This is a genomic window from Methylomicrobium album BG8, from assembly GCF_000214275.2.
GTDB classification, from domain to species: Bacteria; Pseudomonadota; Gammaproteobacteria; order Methylococcales; family Methylomonadaceae; genus Methylomicrobium; species Methylomicrobium agile.
On the sequence record NZ_CM001475.1, the window covers coordinates 4,347,484 to 4,366,251 of the forward strand.

Genomic DNA, 18,768 nt, shown 5'->3' on the forward strand with positions numbered 1-18,768 from the left:
CAGGCATCGCCCCCTCTTTCTTTCATGCTTAAAAAATTCCTGAAGAAAACCCGGCCGGCCTCTCCCCTGCCCGACCTGTCGGGCGAACTCGAACGGCGCTATTTCGAGCTGATCGACCACGCCCAAATTCAATACGACGCCGCTCAGCACGGCGTACTGGCGCATCTGCAGGAGCTGCTGAACGACCTTGTCGCGCATGCCTCGCACGCCGGCAAACCGGCGCCACGGAAATTTTTCTCTCCCCGGCCGCCGCGCTGTAAAAGCCTGTACATCTACGGCGGCGTCGGCCGCGGCAAGTCGATGCTGATGGAATTGTTTTTCGAAGCTTGTCCCTTGCCGCAAAAACGGCGCGTGCATTTCAATACGTTCATGACCGAGGTGCATCGCTTCGTGCACCGCTGCCGGCAGGAAAAAACGCCCGACGCGCTGCTCGTACTGGCCGGGCAAATCCGAAAATCGACCCGCCTTCTCTGCTTCGACGAATTCCATGTGACCGACATCGCCGACGCGATGATTCTGGGCCGGCTGTTCAGCAGATTGTTCGAACTCGGGGTCGTGACCGTGATGACTTCGAACCGCCATCCGAACGATCTCTACCAGGGCGGCCTGCAACGGGAGCAGTTTCTTTTTTTCATCAAGGTGCTGCAGAACGAAGCGAACATCCTGCAATTGGCGGCCCAGAGCGATTTCCGCCTATGCCGCCGGCATGCCCTGGAAAAGACTTATTACACCCCGGTAGACTCGGCTGCCGAAGCGTTCCTGCGGCAAAGCTACGACGAGTTGACCCATTCTTCGGAAATGCGGCCGATCGAGCTGCCGGTCTTCGGGCACACGGTGCGGCTGGCCGCGGCGCATGGCGATGTCGCCTATACTTCTTTCGACGAACTGTGCGTGCAGCCCTTGGGCGCGGCGGATTACATGAAAATCGCCGGCCAATTCAGTACGATCATCATGGCGAACATTCCGAAACTGACCGCCGCTTACCGCAACGAAGCCAAACGCTTCGTGACCCTGATCGACGCGCTCTACGAGCACAAAGTCAAACTGATCTGCACCGCCGAGGCGTCCGCTCAAGAACTCTATGTCGAGGGCGACGGCGCGTTCGAATTTCAGCGCACGGTATCGAGGCTGATGGAAATGCAGTCGGAAAGCTATCTGCGCAGCGAGCATGTACGCGCTGTCGATCGCCAAGCATGAAGCCGTCTTCGGACGGCGAAGCGCCTGGGCGAGGAACCCGACCGATGCAGCGATGCCGAGCGTTCTCTTAAAACCCCCAACACTCTTGCGCCGCTTCGGAAAAAACAGGTTCTTTATAGACCTTCTGCCTTGGAATCGCCTCGGGCGCCAGGATGGGAGGAATAACCGCCACTGGCGGCGATGCCGGCGGGTATTTTTCGGCTTCCGTTTCCCCCGATGCCAAAAGCCGGCGTTGAATCAGCTTGGCCCGAACCACATGCCGGCTCAAGCCGAGCAAGCGTGCCGTTGCCAACTGGTTTCGGCCGGTATGCTTATAGGCGGCTTGCAGCAAGGCCTGTTCGACGCGGGCATATAAATCGGGGTGCTCTTGCTCGCACAAGGCTTGAAACATCCGGCCCAATTTCTCGAACGCTTCCTCATCGGCATCGGCATCGGCCGCTTTGGCCGGACCGGGCAACTGCGAGAGATGCAAATCCGCCGGCGTAATGGCACGGTCGCGGGCCACCAACAAGGCATGGTGTATGACGTTTTCCAATTCCCGGATGTTGCCTGGCCAAGCATGCGCCAGCAGCGTTTGTTTGGCGGCCGGGGAAATACGGGTATCCGGGCAGCCGAGCCGCTGACCGTACACTTTTAGAAAATGCCGGGCCAGCGGCAAAATATCCCCGCCGCGCTGCCGCAAAGGCAGCAGGTGCAAGGCCGCGACATTCAAGCGATAGTACAAATCCTCACGAAAGCGTCCCGCTATGATCGCTTCTTCCAGTTTGATGTTGGTCGCCGCGATCAGCCGCACGTCGATCGGCACCGCGCGATGAGAACCGACCCGCACCACCTCGCGCTCCTGCAAAACCCTCAGCAGTTTTACCTGCATCGACAACGGCAGATCGCCAATCTCGTCGAGAAAAATCGTGCCGCCGGAAGCCGCCTCGAACCAGCCTTGCTTGGCCGTTGTCGCGCCGGTAAAGGCCCCTTTTTCATGGCCGAACAGCTCGCTTTCGATCAAGGTTTCCGACAAGGCACAGCAGTTGACCGCCAAAAACGGCCCGCCGCGCCTTGGGCTGAGTTCGTGTATGTGGCGAGCCACCAATTCTTTGCCGGTACCGGTTTCGCCGATGATCAAAGCGTTCAACTCGCTGGGGGCGATGCACTGGATCCTTTCGAGCAGTTCTTTGGATTTCGAGTCTTCGAAGACTAAAGCGGACGCGCGAATCGACAGCGCCATCTCGGCGGAATTTGGAAAGGCGAGTAAAGGCATGAGTAAAAACAGGTTCCCTGAAGTTACAACCGGTTCCAAGATAGCATGGGCATCCCAAGTTATAAAACGATCAAAATCAATATTCTTATGCCCGAATACGATAATGAGGAGCATTCCCGCAGAACGCGCGGATCGCGACCCGAGAATCGCTCCCATAAGTCACGCGCTTCCGCAGGCATGGGAGCCGCGACTTCCCGAGCCCGCAAGGTTTGCGAAGCCAGGCCGCGCGAGACGACTGCCCAAGTCTCGGTTTGCACTGGCTTTTTTACGAGCGTTTTCACCGGAATTGACCGGTTTCGGTGCATGCAGAAGCGCCGACAGCCGTTTTACGGAGGCCGGCATTTGTGTATAGCGTAGAGCGTGGGAACCCTAATGAACTATCGGGCGCTCGACGTTTCCCAAGGTAAATCGTCCAGCTTCAGCCAATGCCCCAGCTTTTCCGATTTCGTGCGTAAATAAACGATATTCTCCCGATTGGGCGCGGACTCCAGCGGCACGCGCTCGACGATTTTCAGGCGGTAGCCCGACAGTTCGGTAAACTTGGCCGGATTATTGCTCATCAGCCGCAGCGTCGTTACCCCCAAATCGGTCAGAATTTGCGCACCGACATCGTAGCTGCGCGAATCCACCGGCAAGCCCAGGTCCAGATTGGCCTCTACGGTATCGCGGCCCTGGTCCTGCAATTCGTAAGCGCGGAGTTTATGGGCCAAACCGATGCCGCGGCCTTCGTGGCCGCGCAGGTAAACCAGCACCCCGCACCCTGCCTGTTCGATCTTCGCCAGGGCCATTTTCAACTGGTTGCCGCAGTCGCAGCGCAGGGAGTCGAGCACGTCGCCGGTCAAACATTCCGAATGCACCCGGACCAGCACGTCTTGCTGCCCCGCCAGTTGGCCTTTGACCAGCGCCAGATGTTCCGAGCCGTCGAGCAGCGAACGGTAGACATGCGCGGTAAACACCCCCGTGGCCGTGGGAATGCGCGCTTCCGAGACATGCTCGACCAGGCGCTCGTGGCGGCGGCGGTAAGCAATCAGGTCGGCGATGCGGATAAACGGCAGGCGGTGTTTTTCGGCGAAGGCTCTGAGAGCCGCGCCGCGCGCCATGCTGCCGTCGTCGTTGACGATTTCGCACAGCACCCCGGCAGGATACAAACCGGCCAAACGCGCCAGGTCGCTCGCCGCTTCGGTATGGCCGGGCCGCGCCAAAACCCCATGCTCCCGGGCGCGCAGCGGAAACACATGACCCGGGCGCGCGAAATCCTCGGCTTTGCAGGCGGGATTGGCCAGGGCGCGGATCGTGGCGCTGCGGTCCGCGGCGGAAATGCCGGTGCTTGTGCCTTTGTTCAAGTCCACCGAAACCGTAAAGGCGGTGCCGTGCGCATCGGTATTGTTCGCGACCATCGGCTGCAGATGCAGCGCGTCAATACGCTCGCCCGGCAGGGAAACGCAAACCACGCCGCTGCTGTGCCGAATCAGAAAGGCCATGCGTTCCGGGGTGATTTTTTCGGCCGCGATGATCAAATCGCCTTCGTTTTCCCGGTCCGCGTCGTCCGCGACCACGACGAATTCGCCGTTGCGGATGGCTTTCAGCGCCGCTGCTAGGGTGTCGTCACTCATTGAATCGATCCTCAGGAGTAAAAACTCGGCGTGGGAGACTTGCCGTTCAACACCCATTCGCCAAGGTCCAGCAGCTTATAATCCACCGGATCATGCAGCGAATGGGTGCGCAGATTGCGCCAGTAGCGGTCGAACCCGGCTTTGGCGCTGGTGGCCCGCGCACCGGTGACTTCGAACAGGCGCTGGGTTACGTCCAGGCCCGCCCGCGTGGCCAGGACTTTGGCCGCCGCGCAGGCGATCGCCACGTTGCCGCGCTCGGCCTCGGTCAGCGCATTTTCCAGCCGCCAGGCGGCATCCAGCAAATTGGCGGCATAGTCGGTTGCTTGCGCGGCGGCATTCAAATCGACCCAGAACTCGCCGTATTTTTTGAGCACGTAAGGGTCGCGGGTCGCGCTTTCCACGCCCGACAAAAACCAGGCGCGCGCTTGGCTGCGCGTGTAACCGATCGCTTCGGCCAGGGCGCCTTCGCCGATGCCCAGGTAAATATTGGTCAACACCAATTGCGCGATCAGCGGCCGCAAGGTCGCGAACACGCTGCCCAAGGGGCCTGGCCGGCGTAAAATTTCATGGTCGTAAATGCGCACGCCGTGAAAATCCACCGTGCCGCTGTCGGTCTGGCGCTGGCCCATATTGTCCCAATCCGCGTTGATCCGGAGGCCGGCGCGGTCGCTGGGAATGGCCGCGATCACCAATTTGTCGCCCGCTTCCGGCACGGCCGAGACGATCAAATGGTCGGAGTCGGTGGCGCCGGAACAAAAGCTTTTCGATCCATGCACCAGCCAATCCTGGCCGTCGGCGCTGATCTTGGCGCGGGTATCCAGAGGATTCAGCGTATTGCCCCAAAACCAGTGGTTTTTAACCGTTTCCCGATAGTAATGCGGCCACTGGTCACCGAACAAACGCACGGTGGCCAGCAGTAAATGCTGAAAGCCGAACAAGTGCCCGAGCGAACTGTCGGCCCTGGAAATGAGGCGCACGATCCGCAAGGTGTCGTGCCAATCCAGGCCGTGGCCGCCGTATTCGCCGGGAATAATCAGATTCAACAGGCCGCTTTGACGCAAGCGATCGCGTTCGGCTTTCGCCGTTCCGCCCTGCCGGTCGCGTTCGACGGCGGTGGCGGCAAATTCCGCCGCCAGTTGCTCGGCGGTATCAAACAAGGCTTGAGACCTTGCTCGCGCCTGTTTGAGGGGTGTCACGGCGCTCATTAGGCGGCCACCGGGTCGGCGTGTTGCGATTCCAATGCCCGGACCAAAGGTATCACCCGCTGTCCGAAATATTCGACTTCTTCCTGGAAATGCAGAAAGCCGGTCAGCACCAAGTCGACGCCCGCCGCTTTTAACGCCACGATACGTTCGGCGATTTGTTCGGGCGTGCCGATCAGATTGGTTTTAAAGCCGTCGTTGTATTGCACCAAATCCTCGAAAGTGGACTTGGCCCAATTGCCTTCGCCTTCCGGCGACGCTTTGCCGGCTTGCCTGACTTCACGGCCAAAGGCGTTGACCGCGTCCGGATCGGCTTTATCGATGATTTCATCGAGCACCGCGCGCGCTTCCGCCTCGGTGTCCCTGGCGATCACGAACGCATTGACGCCGATTTTGACCGCATGCCCTTCGCCTTCGGCCTTCGCGCGAATGTCGTCGACCTGCGCCTTGATGCCCTCCAGCGTGTTGCCGTTGGTGAAATACCAATCCGACACGCGGGATGCCATGTCCCGCGCCGCACGGGAACTGCCGCCCTGGAAAATCTCCGGGCGCGGTTGCTGCAAGGGCTTGGGTTTCAAGGTGTAGTTGTGAAAGCGGTAGAAGTCGCCCAAAAAGCTGAAATCGTCCTGCGTCCAAATCCCTTTCAGCGCGCGAATGAATTCCTCGGAACGGCGATAGCGTTCGTCATGCTCCAGCCACGGCTCGCCGATCGCGGTGAATTCGGATTTGAACCAGCCGCTGACGATATTGACCGCGATGCGGCCGCCGGTCAACTGGTCGATGGTTGCGATCTGCTTGGCCGCCACGACGGGATGCCAAGGTCCCGGCAGAATCGCCGCGATGATCCGCAGCTTCTCGGTGGCTGCCAGCAAGGCATGCGTGAAGGCAAGCGGCTCGTGCTGATACTCCGCGCCGTAACCGGCGGTAAAGCGGATCTGGCTCAGCGCGTATTCGAAGCCGTTTTGCTCGGCGATTTGCGCGAGCTTGCGGTTATAGTCGATGTCCCAACGGGTGCGCTGCTCGATTTTGCTGATCAAGAGGCCGCCGCTAACGTTGGGTACCCAGTAGGCGAATTTGATTGGGGTGTGGCTCATGAAGTTCTCCGAAATAGGGCTGTGATTGTCGATTAAGATGACCGGCTTTTTCTACTCGCCGCCCGCCTCGAACAGTTCCAGCGGCAGCCCGACCAGCGCCTTGCCGATCCACTCGCGGGCAATGTTGTTCGACGGCCCCATGCCGATGCCGGCGCGGGCGTCGCGGAAGATCCGTTCGATCGGCCCTTTCTTGTATCCGTAGCCGCCGCTGACATCGAGCGCGTTGCGCGCCGAAATATTGGCAACCTCCGCCGCGTGCACCTTGAATTCGGTCAACGGCAACAGGATTTGCCCTTGCGGTTGACCGGCCGCCTGTAACTGGTCCAGTTGCCGCGCCAGTTCGTGTTGCCAGGGGCGCAGGCTTTCGACCAGGATTTTGGATTCGCCCAATTGCTGGCGCAGCACCTGGTAGTCGGACAACTTGCGGTTGAAATCGCGATGGATGTTGCCGGTCAGATGGGCGGAAGCTTTTTCCAGCGCCGCTCGCGCCACGCCGTGCCAGACCGCGCCGAGGCCGACCAGATAAACCGGCGAGACGCCGTGGTAAACGATGTCCTTGCCTTGCCCTTCCTCGCCGAGGCGATCGATGCTTTGAACGCGCACGTCTTTGTAAGTGATCGGCCCACTGTGGTTGCCGCGCACGCCGAGCGCCTCCCAGGTACCGTGCGTAATGCCGTCGAGTTTGGAATCGACGATGAAGAAACTGATGTCGGTCGCGCTTTTCGCGCCCGGCGAACGGGTTTGAAAAATATAGTAATCGGCCTGTCCGGCGCTGGTGGTAAACGATTTTTCGGCATTGAGCAGGTAGTGATCGTCGCCATCCCGAGCCGCCTCGCTAAAATTGAACCACCAGTGTCCGCCCGAGGCTTTTTCGCTGGTCGAATAGGTGCCGACCAAACCGTCGCGGGCCGGCTTCAGCCAGCGCTCTTTTTGGTCGCGGTTGCCGAACAAATTGATGGTCTGTGCCGCGCCGGTGTGCATCACATAAACCAAGCCGGTGGAGGCGCAGGCGCGGCCGATCTCTTCGGCCACGATCGAAAAAGCGACATGGTCGAGGCCCAAGCCGCCGTATTCCTGCGGAATCAGTACGCCGTTCCAACCTGCCTGGCCGAGGGCGTTCAGGTTCTCGCGGGGAAAGTGCCCCTGGTCGGTACGTTCGGCATTGGGCCTGATGACCTCGTCAACCAATGCGCGAATGTCGGAGCGGATTTTTTCGTAATCGATGACAGACATGAGATGTTCCTTAAGCGATGCGTGGTAACGGAAGTTGTTGCGAGCGGGTGCGCGCGGCGGTCACCGCCTGCTGCGCCGCGGCGTTGATGCGTTCGAGTACGACAGGATGGCCGAACCGCGTGCCGTCGAAGTTTTGTTCGCTGGCGTAAATACCGGAAGGAACCGTTTGCGCACCAAAAAAGCCGAACAAGGGGCGCAATTGATGCTCGATCATCAGCGCATGTTTTTCGCCGCCGCCGGTGGCTCCGAGGACGACCGGCACGTCAATCAGCGCATTCGGGTCCAGAAAATCAAATAGGTGCTTGAACAGGCCGGTATAGGAGCCTTTATAAACCGGCGTGACCGCCACCAGAATATCGGCCGCGCCGATGGCTTGCAGCACCTCTTTGCCGAAGTCGTTCAGCTCGCCCGGATGGCGGGCGGGGCCGAACACCGGCGCAAGATCGGCCAGGCTATAGGTGAGAACGTCAACGGCGGCCCGCTGCTTGACCGCCTCCACGATTTGTCCGGCCAATGCCAGAGTCTTGGACGGCTGCCCCAGATTGCCCGAGACCACTACAACTTTTAATGTGCTCATGTTGATTGCCTTTGTTTGGTTGAAAACTCGAATGCTCGATGCGCTTTGCGTACCGCCATGACTAGGCTTAAGCACCGATCGTGCCAAACTATAATGCTATGATTTATATTGATTTATTTAAATAATATCCGTGACGAATGCTGCTCTCGCGGCAGCAGCGGAAACCCGTTGCCGCTGTAGCGGCAGCGGCGCCTGGCCCGGATGCCGGCAAATACGCGCGGCAATGCGGTTAACGGCGATTGGCACACTATCTGCTGCTTTCGGGACTTGAAACATCCGCAGAAGCGGAAAACGCTTTCTTCAATCACCCAAAACCGAGAGTTGATACGATGCACGGACCGATCATCGATATGCGCAGCCGGCCTGCGTTTCTACATGATTTTTATGGCGCGACGCCGGAAACGCCGGAATTTGAAACGGCCAGATGGCTGAATCGCCGCTTGGGATCGAAACAGGACGATCACTTCGTCCGTTCGCTGACGCCGGACGGTTTTATTGGCGAAATTCGCGACGCCGGTATCAGCCGTGCCGTCGTCGTCGGCCGCGATACGCCCGACATCAAGATCGCAAACGAAACGATTCGAGACATCGCGCGGATTTATCCGGAATTGATCGGCATTGCGTCGCTGAATCCGCAAGCCCTGAGCGAACGTGAAATCGGCGCCGAAATCGAACGCGCGGTAAAAACATGGGGCTTGGCCGGCGTGAACATCGAACCGGGATTCGGTTCGCCGCCGCTGCAGGCCGACGATCCGCTGCTGTTCCCGGTGTATGACGCCTACAAGCAGCTTCAGGTGCCCGTGTTTCTGATGTCCGGGCCGACCACGCCGAATCTGGAATTCGCCAGACCCGCCGCGATCGGCAGGGTCGCCAGGGCGTATCCGGGATTGGCGATTGTCTGCTACCACGGCTTCTATCCGTATGTCGCCGAAATGATCGGCGTGGCATTCCGCTATGAAAACGTGTATGTGGTTCCGGACATGTATCTGTTTCTGCCGGGCGGCGGTCTCTACGTGGAAGCGGCCAACGGTTTCATGCGGGAACAATTGCTGTTCGGCAGTTCGTACCCGTTCCGGGCGATGCGGCAAACGCTCGAAGATTTTCTACGACTGGACTGGCGGGAGGATGCGCTGGAGCAAGTGCTGTGCCGCAATGCGCAGCGCTTGCTGCGGCTTTGAATGGACAGGACGGATTTGCCGAATAGCCGAAACGGGTTATTCGGCGCTCCTCGCTCAAAATCGGAAATTGGCCCCCGCGCCCAGCGACCACTCGCTGCCTGTCGCGCGATAGTCTCCCAACGCCAGCGTACTGCGCTCCGCCGAACCTTCGAAAGCATAAGCCGCAAACGCATCCAGCCTGAATTTGGGCGAAAAGGCATAGCCCAGACCGGCTGTAGCGGTATGCTCCCAGACGACCGGCCCCAACGTAGTCTGGACGACTTTAATGATGTCGTTATGGTCAAGCACGCCCGGAACCCCGGTGTCGAGAGGCAACGTGCCGACGCCTCCGAAGCCGCCGACCGTGCCGTTCGGATTGTCGCGCAGCAGTTTCGAGGCATAGCTGTAGCCGGTACGGAACTGCCAATTTCCAAGACTGTATTGTCCGCCCAGCATCGCCAGAAATTGGTCCTTGTAAACATCTTTGTACAGCGAAGACTGCGACCAGTTCTTCCAGGCCACGTCCGCCTCTAATAATAGATTCGGGGTGACATTGGCAGCCGCACCCCAGGTCACCTCGAACGGCTGTTCCAGCTTGACGTCTTGATAGACCTGATGACCGTTGATGGTTGTCGCCAATACATTTTGGTAATGGTATTGCAAGGGGGTTTTGAGCGAAAGTCCAAGCTTGACATCCTCGGTGAGCCGGTAAGTCGCCCCCAGCGAGCCACGAATCGAAATATCGTGCACGCTGGACGTCGTACCGCCAAAATCGCCCGTCAGACCGGCAAGTCCGGTCGTACTCCCGCTGGTACCGAACTGGCCCAAGCCGAATCCCACCGTCAAGGCCGCTCCCAACGACAGATCGGGCGTCACTTCGTAAGCCGCGCCGAGATTGGCGCTAAACGACAGTAACTCGACCAGGAGGGGCAATGTCGCCGCGCCTCCGGCGCCGGCTCCGCCCAAGCCGAGGCCCGCGCCGGCATTGATCGGCTGGGTGCGATAATCCGCTCCCAGGCCGGAATCGACCGCCACCCCGGCACCCAGCACGAAACCGGGCGCGATTTCCGCGCCAAGCGCGACGTCCGGCGCAATATAATTCTGGGCCAAGCTGTGCGAGTGGTGGGTAAAGCCGTTGTTACTTTGATAATTGTCCACGTCGGGTTCGAGGATGGCCGCGCCCAGGCCGAAATTGAATCCTTTGAATTGGGTCAAGGTTGCGGGATTACCGAACAAGGCCGCGGATATCTCTTGTGGCTTCGTATAAGCGGCGCCCGCCATGCCTCCGGCAATCGGCTTTAAAGACAGGTTCAGATCGGTTCCGCTATTCAGCGCCAAAACGCCGGGCGATGCGGCGCTAACTAACGCCAACAGCAACAGCCGCGGTAGTTGCGCTGAATTTATCGGTCGGACATTTCCAACAAATGTAAATTCTTTCTGCATTGTAAACTCCAATAAAATATTTCAGGTATCGGCCATGTCCGAAGTTTGTCCAAACAGGTTTCCGTAAAGACAAACGCCGTCTGCCTGAAAGCCTCTATTGCGAGCTTTATGCCAAACATAAGTTATTATTTCTTAACAAGAAAATTATATATTATTGTTTTGAAATGCCGTACTGGCAGCAATTCCATGGAAAAATTGCCGCCCTAGGCGCAAGAGGTGACAGTTTTTTGAAGAAGCGAGGCGATTTTTTTGAATCGTTTTTATCTTTCGCACCCCATCCAAAACCGGAAAGCGGCAAGAACCGCCCCAGTGCATTCCGGCAAATCGCTGGGACGTTTTAGGCCGGTTTACCGGTATTGAGGACAGCGCGATTGCCTGCAAAGCTATCCGCAATCCGGTAAAAAGAGTTAAAATAGCGGATTTAAACCGCATTTGGCTGTTGCCTCGTAGTATCCCATGCATACAAAATACAAAACCGACGACCTGAGAATCTGCGAAACGAAAGAAGTCATCGCGCCGTTTCAGGTTCACGATGAAATGCCGATTACCGACGAAGCGGCCGAGACCACAGCGAAAGCGCGCCAGCAAATTCATCACATTCTGACCGGCGAAGACGACCGCCTGCTGGTCGTGGTCGGCCCCTGTTCGATCCACGATCCGGCTGCCGCGATCGATTATGCCAAACGCCTGAAGGAGCTCAAGGACGAACTGGCGGAAGACTTGCTGATCGTGATGCGGGTTTATTTCGAAAAACCGCGCACCACCGTCGGCTGGAAAGGCCTGATCAACGACCCCGATATCGATTCCAGCTTCAACATCAACAAAGGCCTGCGCATCGCGCGCCGCCTGCTGCTCGACGTCGCCAGCCTGGGCATGCCGGCCGCGACCGAATACCTCGATCTGATCAGCCCGCAATATATCTCCGACCTGATCGCCTGGGGCGCGATCGGCGCGCGCACGACCGAAAGCCAGGGGCATCGGGAACTGGCCTCGGGCGTTTCCTGTCCGATCGGTTTCAAGAATTCGACCGACGGCACGATCAAGATCGCGATCGATGCGATCGGCGCCGCGATGAGCCCGCATCACTTCCTGTCGATGACCAAGGGCGGACATTCGGCCATTTTCTCGACCACCGGCAACGAAGACGTGCATATCATCCTGCGCGGCGGCAACAATCAGCCGAATTACGATGCGGTCAACGTCGAGAAGGTCGCGGAAGGGCTGATCAATGCGAAGCTCAGGCCCAATATCATGATCGATTTCAGCCACGCGAACAGCTTGAAACAATGCCAGCGCCAGCTGATCGTCGGCGAAGATGTAGCCGAACAAATTGCCGGCGGCGACCACCGGATCATGGGCGCGATGATCGAGAGCAATCTGGTCGCGGGCAAGCAGGACGTGGTACCGGGCAAGCCTTTGACCTATGGCCAGAGCATCACCGATGCCTGCATCAGTTTCGAGGATACCATACCGCTGTTGAATACACTGGCTGCCGCCGTGCGCAATCGGCGGGCCTTTGACAGCAAAGGGGTTTAACGCATGAAGATTACTGTTAACGGTTCAGCCCGCGAATGCGCTGAGCAAAGCACTGTCGCCACACTGATTTCGGAGCTGGAATTGACCGGCAAGAAAATCGCGGTTGAATTGAACCAAGAGATTCTGCCTTACGATCAATACGGCGAATACAAATTGCAAGACGGCGACCGTCTCGAGATCGTGCATGCGATCGGCGGCGGCCAGGACGATACGTTCGTGATCGCTGGCAAAGCCTACCGCTCGCGCCTGCTGGTCGGCACCGGCAAATACAAAGACCTGGAAGAAACCCGGCTCGCGACCGAAGCCTCGGGCGCCGAGATCGTGACCGTGGCGATCCGCCGCACCAATATCGGCCAGAACAAGGACGAGCCCAATCTGCTCGACGTGATTTCGCCGGATAAATATACGATCCTGCCGAATACCGCCGGCTGTTATACCGCCGAAGAAGCGGTCCGTACCTGCCGCCTGGGCAGGGAACTGTTAGGAGGCCATAAACTGGTCAAGCTGGAAGTCTTGGCCGACCCGAAGACGCTGTTCCCGGACGTGGCGCAGACCTATATCGCCGCCGAGCAACTGGTCAAGGACGGCTTCGACGTGATGGTGTACACCAACGATGATCCGGTTGCCGCGAAACGGCTCGAAGAAATCGGCTGTGTGGCGGTGATGCCGCTGGCAGCTCCGATCGGCTCCGGTCTCGGCATCCGCAATCCGTATAACATCCTGACCATCGTCGAAAACGCCAAGGTGCCGATTCTGGTCGATGCGGGCGTCGGCACCGCATCGGATGCGGCGATTGCAATGGAACTCGGCTGCGACGGGGTGTTGATGAATACCGCGATCGCGGCTGCGAAAAATCCGGTGCTGATGGCCTCTGCAATGAAGAAGGGTATCGAGGCCGGCCGCGAAGCCTTTTTAGCGGGACGGATGCCCAAGAAACGCTTCGCTTCCGCCTCTTCGCCGCTGGAAGGATTGTTTTTTTAATCCTTCTTATTTCTGCAAACGCTATGCGCTATCGCTAAGTTAAGCCGTCATCTCGGCATGGATTGCCGAGATCCAGACTATAGGGATGTATAAAGCTTGCCATCCGTGGCAACTGGATTCCGGCATTCCCTGCCGGAATGACGCGCCTACCTTAACTTAACGGCATTAACACTATGCGTACCTTACCAATATAACGAAACCCCGAAATCATCAGAAACGGTACGCGCAGCGTACCCTACAACGCGTGTATGCTCTCCACCGAAGTTTCATTTCCCCGCAAAATTCAGAGTTTCATTCGCCGCCAGGGGCGGCTGACCGCTGGCCAGCAGCATGCGCTGGAGCATCACTGGAAAACTTACGGACTCGATCCGAACGCCGATTATGATTTTGCCGGAGTCTTCGGCCGCCATGCGCCGCTTTGCGTCGAAATCGGCTTCGGCAATGGGGAAAGTCTGGCACAGATGGCGGCGGCAAATCCGGAGATCGATTACATCGGTATCGAAGTGCATCGGCCCGGCGTCGGCCACCTGCTGATGCTGCTGGCGGAGCGGAATCTGACCAACGTCAGGATCTATTGCCACGATGCGGTCGAGATTCTCGAAAAACGGATTCCGAACGACAGCCTGAGCGGCGCCCACCTGTTTTTTCCGGACCCCTGGCCGAAAAAGAAGCATCACAAAAGACGGATCGTGCAGCCCGGCTTTATCGCACTGCTGAGCAAAAAGCTTAAAGCGGGCGGATATTTTCATGCCGCCAGCGACTGGCAGCCCTATGCGGAACACATGCTGGCGGTATTGTCCGAACAAGAAAAACTGGCGAATACCAGTGAAGCGGGGGGATTTTGCGAGCGCCCCGCCTACCGCCCCTTAACCAAATTCGAACAGCGCGGAATCAGGCTGGGGCACGGAGTTTGGGATCTGATCTTCAGCAAGGCCTGAGCGGTCCGAGCTTGTTGTTCAGACCTGCCAGGTTTTAAAAACCTGGCAGGTCTTCGCCAGGAAGAGATGTCGAATAACGGCCGATCCATCTCACTTGTTGTCGAACTGCAGACCTTCCGTCCGCATCATCTTGATCATAAAGACCAGCTCTTCCCGCTGCTTTCTGATCTGTTTCAATTGTTCTTCCAGGGCAGTGATGCTTTCGGCGACGTTGCCTTTCGATTCGTTGATCTTCCGGAGCATCAGCAGACGGCCGTCGATCTGTTTCTTGTAGTCCTTGATTTGATGCATCAGCGGCGTCATCACGTTGCTGCTCCAGGTCGCCGCGTCGTCGTGCGCCTGTTTCAGGATATGCCGCGCCTTCGCGATCAGCGTGCCGTACAGCTTGTTGATCACGATGCTTTGCTCGGTCATCGTCGTTTTGGCGCTGGCGCGGAATGCTTCACCTTCGGCGAAAATCTGCTCCAGTTCGAGCTGATAGGCCGCAATCGAAAAAAGCTGCGGCTCGATTTCGACAAAACCGTATTCATCCTTGAATTTTTTGTGAATCGCCTTGATCAGCCGGCGGGTTTCGTTCGTCAAATCGACCGAATCCTGCAACAGATCGCGGAGCTCGTCGAACAGTTTGCGCATGTTCTGCTTCATGCTGTAAGTCGTCAGGCTTTTCGCCATGTCTTCGCGGGTCCGTTTCACGATTTCGTCGACCCGCTCTTTGCCGAACGAATCGACCAGCATTTTCGCCTGCGTCAGAAACACCTGGCGGCTGGTCTGGAAATTTTCGACCGTCGCCATGTACTGATTCTGCCTGTCGCGCATTTCGGCCAGCAGCTTGCCGGTCATGTCCTTGTTTTCGAAATCGATCTTCTTGACTTCTTCGAGCTGGGAAATCGCATTGCTGTAAGACACGTCGACCAGACTCAAAGATTCGTTGACCATGAAGCCGATGTCGCGGACGATCGCATTCATCAGGATCGTCCGGCGCTCTTTCAGAATATCGTTGGCCAGATAATTTTCCAGCGTCGCCAGGCGGCTTCTCTCCAGAAGCTCCGGATCGTGCTTGACCTTCGCCAGTAACGCCTGCTTGGCCGATACGGGGAAAATGGCTTTTTCATCGATCCTCAAAATGTCGGCCGACGCCTTGATCTGCGAGTGGATCGCACTTTCATAGCCTTTTTCGCCGGTCAAGTCGTCCCACATCGCGTCGATCTTGTTCATGACGACGGCGACGCTTTGCTTGCTGCCGCTGCTGACCTTGAACACATGGCTGCGCCACATTTCGAGGTCGCTCTTGGTCACGCCGGTATCCGCGGCGAGCAGGAATACGATTGTCTGGGCACTCGGCAACATGCTTAAAGTCAGTTCCGGCTCGGTGCCGAGTGCGTTCAAGCCGGGCGTATCGAGAATAGCCAAGCCTTCCTTCAGCAAAGGATGCGGAAAGCTGATCAGGGCATGGCGCCAGCACGGAATTTCGACTTTGGCGAGATTGAGGTTGCCTTGTTCGGCGGCTTCGCGCTTGCTCCATAAGCCCAGTTTTTCGGCCACCTCGCGATCCACCGACTTTTTCGCCGTCAGCTCCTTGAACGCTTCCTGCATTTGCGTAGGGGAATTGCAATCCAGCGGAATATGCTTCCAGCGCTGCGGCTCTTGCTTCAATTCGATTAGCGAAACATCTTCCAGACGCGTTTCGATATTCAATAAGCGAATATAGCTGCCGCCTTCTTCGTCCCAGAACAATTCGGTCGGCGACATCGTGGTGCGGCCCGGCGCGGAAGGCAGCAGCCGAAGGCCGGTTTCGGCGAAAAACAGCGCATTGATCAGTTCGGTCTTGCCCCGGGAAAATTCAGCCGCAAACGCCAGCGTAATGCGGTCGGATTTGAGGCCGCTCAGCAGGTTCAAAATCGTATTGTCGCTTTCGGCGTCATGCATGCCGTAGCGCAGGCGCCACTGCTGATACATTTCGATCGCCTGCATCAGCTTCGAACGCCACTGTGAATACTCGCGCATTTGCTCTTTAAATTCCAGATTCCTCATGGCAAGCCTTATTATTCTTCGATATGCGTCGGTTAAGAGTCGAATGTCTGGACCAACAAGATGTTGAGATTCAAACGGTTACAAAAAAACCCGGCTATCGGAAACGCAAGCGTTTCCTCAGGCGAATTTGCTTTTAAGTGTAGACCATAATCAATCGAGGCGTAACGGCATGGGTTGTTTTTTGTCTGCCACGGCATGTTCGATCAGATGCCATAGCGGTCGCGATAGGCCGTAATCGCCTCCAATACGCCGGGCCGCTCTCCGGCATGCCCGGTCAGATAACCGATAATATCCGACAGCGTAACGATCGAAACGACCGGCATACCGTAACGTTCCTCGACTTCGCGGATCGCCGAACGGTCGTCCAGACCTTTTTCCTGGCGGTCCAGCGCAATCACCACGCCGGCAGGCACGGCGCCTGCGGCGCGAATGATCTCGACCGATTCCCTGACCGAGGTGCCGGCCGTGATCACATCGTCCAGAATCACGACATTGCCGGTCAGAGGCGCACCGACCAGCGTGCCGCCTTCGCCGTGATCCTTGCTTTCCTTACGGTTGAACGCGAAAGGCATATCGCCTCCGGTCAATTCCGCATAAGCGATCGAAGTCGTGCTGACCAGCGGAATGCCTTTATAGGCGGGCCCGTACAGAACGTCCGTTTCGATGCCGGACCGGATCAGGGCCTGCGCGTAAAAACGGCCGAGTCGGCCCAGCTTCGCGCCGGTATTGAACAGGCCGGTATTGAAAAAATAGGGGCTGCTGCGGCCGGATTTCAACTGGAATTCGCCGAATTTCAGGACGCCGCATTCGAGCGCGTAACGGATGAACTGTACTTGATAATCGTGCATGGCAATAAAGATATTTAGAGTAAAGAAAGCTTCAGGCGATGAAATTCTGTAAAACCGTATCCAGAAAATCCCAGCCTTTTTCGGAACACACAAAACGGTCGCCCTGCCGGATCAGGAGGTTTTGCCGGCAATTGACCGACAAGCCCGGCTCCAGCGCGGCAGGCGCAAGGCCGGTCGCCGCCGTGAAGCCGTCGAGCGCAAAACCCCGCTTCAGGCGCAGACGGTTCATGACGAATTCGAGCGGCAGCTCCGCTTCCGGAATCGCCTGCGCCCCGCCTTGCCGGTGCGTATCGGCAAGGTATTGCTCAGGGCCTCTCGGTTTGAAGGTGCGGACGATGTTTCCGGGTAATGCCAGGGAAATTTTCCCGTGCGCGCCGGCGCCGATGCCCAGATAATCGCCGAATCGCCAATAATTCAGATTGTGCCGGCATTGCCGGCCGGGCCGGGCGTAAGCCGAGATTTCGTACTGCGCATAGCCGTGCTCGGCCAATAGCGCCTGGCAGGCTTTTTGCGCCGCGAAAATCGACTCGTCGCTCGGCAGCCGCGGCGGAAATTTGTGGAAATAGGTATTCGGCTCCAGCGTCAACTGGTAAAACGAAAGGTGCGCCGGCTCCAGGCCGATTGCAATCCGAATGTCGTTGACGGCACTGTCTTCGCTTGCATCCGGCAAGCCGAACATCAAGTCCAGGTTCAGATTGTCGAAGCCGGACCGCTGCGCAATCTCGACCGCGCGGAGCGCCTCGCGCGCCGAATGCACCCGGCCGAGCACCTTTAAGAACCGATCATCGAAACTTTGAATCCCGATCGACAACCGGTTGATCCCGAGCGCACGGAATTCTGCGAATTTACGGCTTTCAAAAGTACCGGGATTCGCTTCGAGCGTGATCTCGGCATCGTCCTGCAACGGCACCCGTTCCGCAATTCCGTCGAGCAAGCGGTCGAACGCTTCCGGCGAAAACAGGCTCGGCGTGCCGCCGCCGATGAAAATGCTCCGGATCGGCCTATTGATCGCATAGCGCCGGATATCCTCGGCCAGATCGCGCAACAAGGCATCGATATAAGCCGCCTCCGGCGCGCCGTCCTTCACCGCATGGGAATTGAAATCGCAATACGGGCATTTTTTGATGCACCAGGGAATGTGAATGTATAAGCTGAGCGGCGGCAACGGCTATCTGGAAAAATGATTGGCGAAACGTTCAGTTTATCATGTTCGCCCCCTAGGAGGGCATTCGGAAACGCGCCCAAAAACCGAACCTGCCGCCAATTGCCGACGGTGCGGCACATTACGCCAGCGCCGACGCGCCCTGCCCGGACTCCTTGCGGCGAAATTCGCAAATACTTCTTTCTGATTGACATCCTTCCCCCACCCTCTATAATTGCCGCCTGCTTTAAGGTTCCGTTGGTTCTTCAAAATCAACGGTTAAACGGGAAGCCGGTGAGGAAACTCCAAGGCCGGCGCTGCCCCCGCAACGGTAAATAAGTCAAGCGTCATCGATACGCCACTGTGCTCAGGCACGGGAAGGCGATGACGCCGGCAACCAGCCGCTTATAAGCCCGGAGACCGGCCTGGAAAGTATCATTCGGAACAGCGGAGGGCTGTGCACGATAAAGCCGCGGCAACGCCCGTCTTTCTCTGCGTTTCATCTTCCGCCCTGTCAATCCC

16 protein-coding genes and 1 riboswitch are annotated in these 18,768 nt (G+C 57.9%); of the genes, 5 read left to right on the forward strand and 11 right to left on the reverse strand.

All coding sequences use genetic code 11. From position 1 onward, the window contains the following. Nucleotides 1-24 precede the first annotated feature (24 nt). Nucleotides 25-1,197, forward strand: a complete 1,173-nt coding sequence (gene zapE, locus METAL_RS18950; RefSeq protein ID WP_005374962.1) for a cell division protein ZapE — start codon at nt 25-27, stop codon at nt 1,195-1,197. A 67-nt stretch (nt 1,198-1,264) separates the two neighbouring features. On the opposite strand, the gene METAL_RS18955 is transcribed toward zapE, so the two are convergent. From METAL_RS18955 to msuE, 6 genes are all read right to left on the reverse strand, one after another. Next, a complete protein-coding gene (locus tag METAL_RS18955) occupies nt 1,265-2,452 on the reverse strand; it encodes a sigma-54 interaction domain-containing protein (RefSeq protein ID WP_084675309.1) in 1,188 nt (395 codons plus the stop codon). A 377-nt stretch (nt 2,453-2,829) separates the two neighbouring features. Next, nucleotides 2,830-4,065, reverse strand: coding sequence for a bifunctional 3,4-dihydroxy-2-butanone-4-phosphate synthase/GTP cyclohydrolase II (locus METAL_RS18960; RefSeq protein WP_005374964.1), 1,236 nt, complete (start codon nt 4,063-4,065; stop codon nt 2,830-2,832). Between the two features lie 11 nt (nt 4,066-4,076). After that, complete coding sequence (locus METAL_RS18965; protein WP_245549422.1) at nt 4,077-5,222, reverse strand: acyl-CoA dehydrogenase family protein; 1,146 nt, start codon at nt 5,220-5,222, stop codon at nt 4,077-4,079. A gap of 47 nt (nt 5,223-5,269) precedes the next feature. After that, nucleotides 5,270-6,361, reverse strand: coding sequence for a dimethylsulfone monooxygenase SfnG (gene sfnG, locus METAL_RS18970; RefSeq protein WP_005374966.1), 1,092 nt, complete (start codon nt 6,359-6,361; stop codon nt 5,270-5,272). Between the two features lie 51 nt (nt 6,362-6,412). After that, nucleotides 6,413-7,594: an acyl-CoA dehydrogenase family protein gene (locus METAL_RS18975; RefSeq protein WP_005374967.1), complete on the reverse strand. Its 1,182-nt coding sequence runs from the start codon at nt 7,592-7,594 to the stop codon at nt 6,413-6,415. Nucleotides 7,595-7,604: 10 nt separating this feature from the next. Further along, nucleotides 7,605-8,171, reverse strand: coding sequence for an FMN reductase (gene msuE, locus METAL_RS18980; protein ID WP_005374969.1), 567 nt, complete (start codon nt 8,169-8,171; stop codon nt 7,605-7,607). A 329-nt stretch (nt 8,172-8,500) separates the two neighbouring features. Between msuE and METAL_RS18985 the strand changes: the two genes are divergently transcribed. Next, nucleotides 8,501-9,349, forward strand: a complete 849-nt coding sequence (locus METAL_RS18985) for an amidohydrolase family protein (RefSeq protein ID WP_005374971.1) — start codon at nt 8,501-8,503, stop codon at nt 9,347-9,349. Between the two features lie 54 nt (nt 9,350-9,403). Here METAL_RS18985 and METAL_RS18990 read toward each other — a convergent pair whose 3' ends face one another. Both METAL_RS18990 and METAL_RS21310 read right to left on the reverse strand, forming a co-directional pair. Continuing rightward, nucleotides 9,404-10,699, reverse strand: a complete 1,296-nt coding sequence (locus METAL_RS18990; protein WP_245549423.1) for an OmpP1/FadL family transporter — start codon at nt 10,697-10,699, stop codon at nt 9,404-9,406. Nucleotides 10,700-10,915: 216 nt separating this feature from the next. Next, nucleotides 10,916-11,203 (reverse strand): hypothetical protein, encoded by a 288-nt coding sequence (locus METAL_RS21310; protein WP_213069421.1) that lies wholly within the window; start codon nt 11,201-11,203, stop codon nt 10,916-10,918. A gap of 24 nt (nt 11,204-11,227) precedes the next feature. Between METAL_RS21310 and aroG the strand changes: the two genes are divergently transcribed. The 3 genes from aroG to trmB all read left to right on the forward strand — a co-directional run bounded on the left by aroG (nt 11,228) and on the right by trmB (nt 14,226). Continuing rightward, the gene (aroG, locus tag METAL_RS18995) at nt 11,228-12,307 is read left to right on the forward strand and encodes a 3-deoxy-7-phosphoheptulonate synthase AroG (RefSeq protein ID WP_005374973.1); all 1,080 of its coding nucleotides are present in this window, start codon (nt 11,228-11,230) and stop codon (nt 12,305-12,307) included. 3 nt (nt 12,308-12,310) lie between these two features. Then, nucleotides 12,311-13,288, forward strand: a complete 978-nt coding sequence (gene thiS / locus METAL_RS19000) for a sulfur carrier protein ThiS (RefSeq protein WP_005374974.1) — start codon at nt 12,311-12,313, stop codon at nt 13,286-13,288. Between the two features lie 248 nt (nt 13,289-13,536). Further along, complete coding sequence (trmB, locus tag METAL_RS19005) at nt 13,537-14,226, forward strand: tRNA (guanosine(46)-N7)-methyltransferase TrmB (RefSeq protein WP_005374976.1); 690 nt, start codon at nt 13,537-13,539, stop codon at nt 14,224-14,226. A gap of 90 nt (nt 14,227-14,316) precedes the next feature. On the opposite strand, the gene METAL_RS19010 is transcribed toward trmB, so the two are convergent. The 3 genes from METAL_RS19010 to hemW form a co-directional block, all read right to left on the reverse strand. Then, nucleotides 14,317-16,257: a dynamin family protein gene (locus METAL_RS19010; RefSeq protein WP_005374979.1), complete on the reverse strand. Its 1,941-nt coding sequence runs from the start codon at nt 16,255-16,257 to the stop codon at nt 14,317-14,319. Nucleotides 16,258-16,460: 203 nt separating this feature from the next. Further along, entirely contained in the window at nt 16,461-17,105 is a 645-nt protein-coding gene (gene pyrE / locus METAL_RS19015; RefSeq protein ID WP_005374981.1) for an orotate phosphoribosyltransferase, read from the reverse strand. 31 nt (nt 17,106-17,136) lie between these two features. Next, on the reverse strand, nt 17,137-18,270 hold the full coding sequence (hemW, locus tag METAL_RS19020; protein ID WP_005374982.1) for a radical SAM family heme chaperone HemW: 1,134 nt from the start codon (nt 18,268-18,270) through the stop codon (nt 17,137-17,139). 209 nt (nt 18,271-18,479) lie between these two features. Continuing rightward, nucleotides 18,480-18,689, forward strand: a riboswitch (cobalamin riboswitch). Nucleotides 18,690-18,768 lie beyond the last annotated feature (79 nt).

Coding starts and splice junctions, on each gene's coding strand:
- zapE (WP_005374962.1), top strand. CDS start 25: ATGCTTAAAAAATTCCTGAAGAAAACCCGGCCGGCCTCTCCCCTGCCC.
- METAL_RS18955 (WP_084675309.1), bottom strand. CDS start 2,452: ATGCCTTTACTCGCCTTTCCAAATTCCGCCGAGATGGCGCTGTCGATT.
- METAL_RS18960 (WP_005374964.1), bottom strand. CDS start 4,065: ATGAGTGACGACACCCTAGCAGCGGCGCTGAAAGCCATCCGCAACGGC.
- sfnG (WP_005374966.1), bottom strand. CDS start 6,361: ATGAGCCACACCCCAATCAAATTCGCCTACTGGGTACCCAACGTTAGC.
- METAL_RS18975 (WP_005374967.1), bottom strand. CDS start 7,594: ATGTCTGTCATCGATTACGAAAAAATCCGCTCCGACATTCGCGCATTG.
- msuE (WP_005374969.1), bottom strand. CDS start 8,171: ATGAGCACATTAAAAGTTGTAGTGGTCTCGGGCAATCTGGGGCAGCCG.
- METAL_RS18985 (WP_005374971.1), top strand. CDS start 8,501: ATGCACGGACCGATCATCGATATGCGCAGCCGGCCTGCGTTTCTACAT.
- METAL_RS21310 (WP_213069421.1), bottom strand. CDS start 11,203: ATGCGGTTTAAATCCGCTATTTTAACTCTTTTTACCGGATTGCGGATA.
- aroG (WP_005374973.1), top strand. CDS start 11,228: ATGCATACAAAATACAAAACCGACGACCTGAGAATCTGCGAAACGAAA.
- thiS (WP_005374974.1), top strand. CDS start 12,311: ATGAAGATTACTGTTAACGGTTCAGCCCGCGAATGCGCTGAGCAAAGC.
- trmB (WP_005374976.1), top strand. CDS start 13,537: ATGCTCTCCACCGAAGTTTCATTTCCCCGCAAAATTCAGAGTTTCATT.
- METAL_RS19010 (WP_005374979.1), bottom strand. CDS start 16,257: ATGAGGAATCTGGAATTTAAAGAGCAAATGCGCGAGTATTCACAGTGG.
- pyrE (WP_005374981.1), bottom strand. CDS start 17,105: ATGCACGATTATCAAGTACAGTTCATCCGTTACGCGCTCGAATGCGGC.